1 protein-coding gene is annotated in these 724 nt (G+C 60.9%); it reads right to left on the bottom strand.

Annotated elements, in window-relative coordinates; all coding sequences use genetic code 11:
• Nucleotides 1-724: co-chaperone YbbN (locus A3730_RS07200; RefSeq protein WP_063537804.1), on the bottom strand; the 724-nt coding region annotated here is incomplete at both ends.

Here is a 724-nt window from a genome sequence, read left to right as displayed (position 1 = left end):
ACAGCTGCAACAGCGCCTCAAGCCCCGCTTGAAACTGCCCCGCTGCGGCGGCCTGCAAGCCGTAGGCATATAGATCTTCCGGCGTGGGCTTGTCGGCAATACGGGCAGACAGCTCCGTCAGACTCTCCCCGGCCCCTTCCAGCTTCTCCAGCAACGCGAAACGTGCCCGGAACGGGCGTAACGGTTCCGCATCTTCTGTCACTTGCGCCAGCACCGACTGGGCATCATCCAGGCGCCCTTCTCCCAGCAGCAATTCCACCAGCAGGGCACGAATGGCATGCTTGTCCGGGCTCTGTTCCAGAGTCTGCCGTAACGCGCCTTCCGCCTGCTCCGTGTGGCCCGCCTCAATGGCCATGCGCACCTGCTCGATGAACCCTTCTTCCTGCTGTTGCTGTGCCGCTTCCGGATCAACCACCGGGGCCAACCACTGGCGCAACGCGCCTTCGGTCTGTGCCCCATCCAGCTCGCTGACCAGCTGCCCCTGATACACCAGTTTCAGGCTGGGCAGACTGCGCACACCAAACTGGCTGGCCAGCATTTGCTGTTCATCTGCATTCACCTTCGCCAGCAGCACCTTGCCCTGGTATTCATTGACCAGCCGCTCCAGTATCGGCGCCATCTGCTGACAGGGCTGGCACCAGCTGGCCCAGAAATCCACGATCACCGGGATCTGTTGGGATTGTTCAAGGATTTGCTGAATATTCTGCTCTGTGGCTTCAATGAT

The sequence above is a fragment of the Alcanivorax sp. HI0044 genome (assembly GCF_001634945.1).
This window is presented reverse-complemented; position numbering and strand designations above follow the sequence as displayed.